We start from the raw sequence: 5,566 nt of genomic DNA on the forward strand, positions 1-5,566 counted from the left end.
GGCACCAGTGCGATCGCATCCTCGTATGGGGCCGCCGGCGGACTGCTCGTCATACTCCTGTGGGTTTACTACTCATCGGAAATCTTTCTTCTCGGCGCCGAATTCACTCGCGCCTATTCCGTTCGACATGGCAGCAGGTCCGATCTGAATGCACTAGTCCCGAGTGCTTCGCCGGCACACCGCCCCATTCCATTTCGCGCAGAGCAAAAGTCGAACTCCGCTGTCGTGGCCGCGCTATTAGCGGTGCCATGCGCGAGCGCTACGTTGACCGCCTTTATGCTGGGTCTTCGACGCCTGTAAGATGCGTAGGCTTGCCAAAGACAATGGCCGAGCGTCGAGCCGAGTGACCCCACTGATGACGCGGCTTAATAGCGTCATCAATACCCTTCGGGACACCTTGCGATGTAGACACGCCCATTGCTATCTCTGTAGCGACACTGACCGGCTTCACTGGCATGCCCGATCACCGCGCCCGCAATGGCTCCAGCGGCACCACCAACGATCGCGCCTTTCACCGGATCACCGGCTACGGCTGCACCAATTGCCGCTCCGCCTAGACCGCCGACTGCAGCACCCTGCTCGGTGCGTGAGCATGCTGCGAGCGGAACAATAAGGCTCAATATTAGCAACGTCTTTTTCATGAATTGTCCTCCACCGGCCCGACATTGAGCCCGGTAATTAATGCGCGATTTGTTTTTGATCCGTGGATTTGCTAATATTGATTGTGTGGCCATCTTCAGCAACGTCTCCGGCGTTGAAACAAGCTCTTTTCGCGTCATGGAATATAACCTTCGGACGATGGTCGGCGCCACGCCCGGTAACGCGGCGCCGATCAACTTCTACCACCCCTGCCTGCCATACCAGTCATCGATGTCTCGACGGGCTCGATCCTTTTCGATGCCGTAGCGTTCTTGGATCTTGCCTTCGAGCTGATCGCGTTTACCCGCGATGCGGTCAAGATCATCATCCGTGAGTTTGCCCCACTGTTCCTTGACCTTACCCTTGACCTGCTTCCAGTTTCCTTCGACGCGGTTCCAGTCCATGACACATCGCCTCCTTCGTTTCACAGAAGGCGGAACGTCGCGCGGCTCATGAGGTTCCAAGACGTCTTCTCTTTACGGACATTCTCGAAAGCTGAGAATATAAGGCCGACGCCTAGGGCCAAGCGCACCGGGCAAGCGGTTGGGCTTCCGTCGCCGTACCCAACCGTGCGTGACGGCGGTCGCCATCAACAAAAAGCCAGCCGATTTGCTGTTCGATCAGCTGGCTAATGCGATGCCATGTCCGCAGCGCTAGAGGCGGCCGAGGACAACCAGGATGATGACGATCAGCAATACCAACCCAAGTCCGCCGCCGCCGTAATAGCCGGTGCCGTAAAACGGACTGCCGCCGAGGCCGCTGAAGCCGCCAAGCAATAGAAGTATCAGTAGAATTATTAGAATTGTGCCGAGACCCATGGGACCTTCCTCGCTGTTTGCGCTGACGTGCTTCCTGCAATGCAGTTTCGCCTGTCGGACTATCAACTCGAGAAGGGCGTACCTGTTCCTTGAGCACGTATTGGACTCTCGACTGGCGTTGAAGCGGACCTTGCCGCAGAGACAACCCGCCACTCAGTTCTTGTTTCCAATCGGTTCTCGACACGCTCGGGCACGCCTCCATTCGTCCAGCGGCGTCGGCTCGCGGAGTCGATTCCTGTACCTGCCCTAGGAACGTGTCCCCGCAAGTGACGTTTCGCTTCCTTGACCGCGGTGAGGAGTGATCAATTAGAAGTCACCGCTGGTTGGGGAGGTGCTGATGTCAATGCCAAGTTTGGCATATGGTCCCTTGGACCAGCGATCCATGCATATTTGCGTTGATATGCAACGCATGTTTGCCGAGCCATCACAATGGGCGACGCCCTGGATTACCCGCGTACTTCCGCAGATCGAGAGGCTGGTCGAAAGACGGGCGGCACAGACGGTCTTCACGCGCTTTTTGCCCGCTCAGAAGCCGGGGCAGGGTGTTGGGACATGGAAACGCTACTACGAGCGCTGGGCGTCGATGACGGTCGAGAATGTCGGTCCCGATATCATCGAATTGTTGCCGCCATTGGCCGGGTACTGCCCGCCGGCCGTCATTATCGACAAGTACATTTACTCGCCGTGGTTCGAAGGTCGCCTCAAATCCTTTCTGATGGAGCGTGACGTCGACACGCTGGTCATCACCGGCGGCGAAACCGATGTATGTGTTCTGGCAACGGTGCTCGGAGCCATCGATTTCGGCTATCGCGTGGTCCTGGTCACAGACGCACTGTGCAGTTCTTCCGATGCAACGCATGACGCACTGCTCACCGTCTATCACCAAAGGTTCGCACAGCAGGTCGAGACCGTAGAGATGGAGACGGTTCTCTCGAACTGGGTTTGAAACACGACTGACCTGGATCACCGACCCGATCGGCGTGCAGGTTAATCAAAGCGGCGCCGATTTTGGGACGCTTGCGGCAGCGCAGGTGACCGGGGACTTCCACCAAGGCACCCCATCATCTGCCGAACGATGCCGTCGAACAAATGCCGCCTCTGGTGGTACCATCGCTCAATCCGAGTACGGAGTGGACGCTGGGGACCTACCATTATCACCAGCGCAACGTCGCCAATCCTGCTCAGCACCTCGCCTTGTTCATTGATCGGAATTTTCCGGCAGGTCTTCGCGTTCAGGTCAAATCATCCCACTGTCGCTCTTTCGAAAGCACCGATGGCGGTCAGGGAGCCCCTGTCGACCTTCGGTCGGCCGCGAATGCGGTCATCACCGCGAATGCTTCTTCGCCGGGATCCACTGATCTCGTTAACGAGCCGGGATTTCGTGGTTGTCCTCCGCACATTCTCAATTTGCCGCGTCAACGGGCTCGATGTTCGGCATTCCGCTTGCGCGTGGCCGCAGCTTTCTTCGCCGAGTCCGAGCGGCTCGCGGCCGAGCGTGCGGCGGATGCCTTGCCGCCAGTTTCACCGCCCTTGCGGGCCGCAGGATGACCTGTGTGCTTGCCGCGGCCAGAACCTCCCTCTTTCTTCCCGCCACCATCGTCCTTGTTGACAGTTGCCCATGCCCGGCGTTCGGCTTCGTTGTCGGAAACCCCACGCTTCTCGTAGCCTTCGGCAATGTGGTCGGCTTTGCGTTCCTGCTTTTCGGTATATTTCGATTTGTCGCCTCGTGGCATGGCCGTTTCTCCTGTTGGATAGGATCTGAACGAAAGGGCGGCCCCTGAGTTCCAGCCCGGCACTTGAGAAACCAAACTCCATTTGAGGACGCGGTCCGGCAATGATTTCGGCTAACCCGCATCGGCCTTTAGAGACCGCAAGGCGATGGGCCACGAAGGGGGGCGAGCGACATGATGCCGAAAGGGTACGTTGATTAAGAAGATCCAATGCCAGGAGAAGTAGTCGGTCAGCCGCCCCCTTTGCTAAAAGGTCTGGACGCCCGGCGTACCGTCGGGGATTGAAGCTAAACCTATTCAGTAGAGGGCGACCCTCTGTTGCCCGCTATTCATCCGAAGCCGTCGCGGGCGCCGTATAACGGCGGCGCACGGCATCGAGCACGCGCTTGCGGCTCTCCTGGGCCGACAGTGTTTTGTCCTCTTCCGCATCGGCCGTTTCGCGTGCCAGGTCCTTGTCCCTGATCTGATGGCGGAACCATTTGGAATAGTCGCCGGCGCGCAAATGAAACTCCCAGGTCCGGTCGTCGATGCCCTCGGCGATCTGGGCAAAGATCATCAGATTGTGGGCTCTGAGGTTCATCGCATTGTCAGGACCATGGAAATAGAAGCTGCCTGCTTCATCGAGCTGGCCTTCGGCGTATTTGCGGCTGTGCCGCTTGAGTGATTGGCGCGGCTCGATCACCTTGACCGTTTTGACTTTCTTGCCTGCTTGCGGCCACCAGAACAACACCCGTGCGCCCTTGGGGGTTGGCACGGCCTTCGGTGGCTCAATGCCGGTTTCATGGCAGAAGACGTTCACGACGTCCTTCGCCTTGGGACCAAGCGCAATGATGGCCGTCACCAGGCGCAACGCGTCGGTCGAGATCGCCTCGGGGTGAACAGTGATCAGGATCGTGCCCGGCAATTCCAACGACAGCACCGCGCGCGTGTCGTCGCGCCGCTTGGGCAGGAGATGGTGCGCTTCGTCGATAACGAGCCAGTGCGGTCTTGCGGTGCGGCGGCGAAAGCTGCCAAGGCCGGGCAGCAGGCCAGCGAAGAAATCAGGTCGCTCATTGACGCGCAGCGCCAGTCCATTGACGACGATATTGCTGTCGGCCTTGGCGATCAGATCCAGCACTTGCGCCTTTGTCGGTGCGCTTGATCCGTCACCAAGCCGCACGGCGCCCTCAAGGCCATCATAGTCTCCCTCGGGATCGAAGACGCAGAACTGGAACTTGCTCTCGACGAAGCGCTCTGTCAGTGCGGTGGCCAAGGTGGATTTGCCGATGCCCGAACTGCCGGCGATGAGGACCGTGTCGGTCGGCGACAAATAGATCTCGTCGCCGCCGGCCGATCCTAGGACGATACCGTCGTGGCGCCTCGGTACTATCGCGTGATCAAGCTTAATCATCTTGTCCATCAGCTCCTCCACGCCTTTGCCCCGTGCGCCACGCATAACCAGATTGGCATTATCCTTGACCGCCCGAATTGCATTATCGACGGCCACGCTGCAGCCGCAGGCCTGCAGGAAGGCATGGTCGTTCTCGGCGTCTCCAACACCAACCACATTGTGTGGCGACAGCCGAAGATCTTGAAGGGCTGCAGCCAGCCCGGTGGCTTTGTTGATGCCGCTCGGCAGGATCATCACCGCGCCCTTGTTGAAGATGATTTCAAGCTCCAGCCCCAGGTTCTTGATGACCTCGAGCACGGTGGCCTGATGGGGCTCCCAGGTCGCGACGATCGACTGTCCAACCGATAACGGCTTCACGCCCCGCTTCTTCAACCTGGCAACAAACTTGGGCTCGGGCGATGGGGCGATCACCCGCTCATCCTCACTTGCCGGTGTGTAGATCAGCGCTCCATTCTCGGCGACGACCTTGTCGAAGAGACTAACCTCGGAAAAGACTCGCTTGAGATCGGGCAATTCGCGCCCAGTGACCAGAACGAGCTTGCGGCCGCTTTTCTTGAACCGCTCGAGAGCAGCGAGCGTTTTCCTGGCGACGATGCCGTCATGAGCCAAAGTGCCGTCATAGTCCGTCGCCAACGCAATGAAATACATTCTGCCGACCTTTCTCGGTTCTGGTTCGCGCTCCGGCTAGAACGTGTGATCGAGACAAAGGCTCCCCATAGGCAGGATCACAGGCCTTCGCAAAAGGGGTTGGCGGTTTCGCCCCCGAGATCAGGAACCCCTTCGATACCGGTACGTTGACCAGACAAGCCGGGACCTGTCCCGCCATGGAGGACCAATGACGATCGACCAAATCACTCCTTCGCACCAAGAGTACGAAGCAAAGCGCCAATTTCCGAACGTCCCGTTGTGCTCTCCGCAATCATCAGCGGGGTCATCCCCTGATGGGTTCTCGCGCTCAAATCGGCACCTCGTTTGACGAGAAGCTCGAC

At 58.7% G+C, this 5,566-nt stretch carries 6 protein-coding genes and 1 pseudogene; 2 read left to right on the top strand and 5 right to left on the bottom strand.

The window, feature by feature from the left end; translation table 11 throughout:
• Nucleotides 1–300 (top strand): annotated as a pseudogene (locus tag AC1DZU_RS35290) (YihY/virulence factor BrkB family protein); the annotation flags it as partial.
• A gap of 77 nt (nt 301–377) precedes the next feature.
• On the opposite strand, the gene AC1DZU_RS35295 reads toward AC1DZU_RS35290, so the two are convergent.
• The 3 genes from AC1DZU_RS35295 to AC1DZU_RS35305 all read right to left on the bottom strand — a co-directional run bounded on the left by AC1DZU_RS35295 (nt 378) and on the right by AC1DZU_RS35305 (nt 1,457).
• Entirely contained in the window at nt 378–641 is a 264-nt protein-coding gene (locus tag AC1DZU_RS35295) for a YMGG-like glycine zipper-containing protein (RefSeq protein WP_477292054.1), read from the bottom strand.
• A 198-nt stretch (nt 642–839) separates the two neighbouring features.
• Nucleotides 840–1,043, bottom strand: coding sequence for a CsbD family protein (locus AC1DZU_RS35300; RefSeq protein WP_091586081.1), 204 nt, complete (start codon nt 1,041–1,043; stop codon nt 840–842).
• Between the two features lie 249 nt (nt 1,044–1,292).
• Nucleotides 1,293–1,457, bottom strand: coding sequence for a DUF3309 family protein (locus AC1DZU_RS35305; protein ID WP_477292048.1), 165 nt, complete (start codon nt 1,455–1,457; stop codon nt 1,293–1,295).
• Between the two features lie 337 nt (nt 1,458–1,794).
• Between AC1DZU_RS35305 and AC1DZU_RS35310 the strand changes: the two genes are divergently transcribed.
• A complete protein-coding gene (locus AC1DZU_RS35310) occupies nt 1,795–2,403 on the top strand; it encodes a cysteine hydrolase family protein (protein ID WP_477292050.1) in 609 nt (202 codons plus the stop codon).
• Nucleotides 2,404–2,872: 469 nt separating this feature from the next.
• On the opposite strand, the gene AC1DZU_RS35315 is transcribed toward AC1DZU_RS35310, so the two are convergent.
• Both AC1DZU_RS35315 and AC1DZU_RS35320 read right to left on the bottom strand, forming a co-directional pair.
• Complete coding sequence (locus tag AC1DZU_RS35315; protein WP_457155671.1) at nt 2,873–3,190, bottom strand: plasmid stabilization protein; 318 nt, start codon at nt 3,188–3,190, stop codon at nt 2,873–2,875.
• 322 nt (nt 3,191–3,512) lie between these two features.
• Nucleotides 3,513–5,225, bottom strand: coding sequence for an HAD family hydrolase (locus tag AC1DZU_RS35320; RefSeq protein WP_477292052.1), 1,713 nt, complete (start codon nt 5,223–5,225; stop codon nt 3,513–3,515).
• Nucleotides 5,226–5,566 lie beyond the last annotated feature (341 nt).

The sequence above is a fragment of the Mesorhizobium sp. P2_A12 genome (assembly GCF_056405075.1).

Bases quoted from the DNA above. Each gene is read 5' to 3' on its own strand.
- AC1DZU_RS35295 (WP_477292054.1), bottom strand. From the start codon at position 641: ATGAAAAAGACGTTGCTAATATTGAGCCTTATTGTTCCGCTCGCAGCA.
- AC1DZU_RS35300 (WP_091586081.1), bottom strand. From the start codon at position 1,043: ATGGACTGGAACCGCGTCGAAGGAAACTGGAAGCAGGTCAAGGGTAAG.
- AC1DZU_RS35305 (WP_477292048.1), bottom strand. From the start codon at position 1,457: ATGGGTCTCGGCACAATTCTAATAATTCTACTGATACTTCTATTGCTT.
- AC1DZU_RS35310 (WP_477292050.1), top strand. From the start codon at position 1,795: ATGTCAATGCCAAGTTTGGCATATGGTCCCTTGGACCAGCGATCCATG.
- AC1DZU_RS35320 (WP_477292052.1), bottom strand. From the start codon at position 5,225: ATGTATTTCATTGCGTTGGCGACGGACTATGACGGCACTTTGGCTCAT.
- AC1DZU_RS35315 (WP_457155671.1), bottom strand. From the start codon at position 3,190: ATGCCACGAGGCGACAAATCGAAATATACCGAAAAGCAGGAACGCAAA.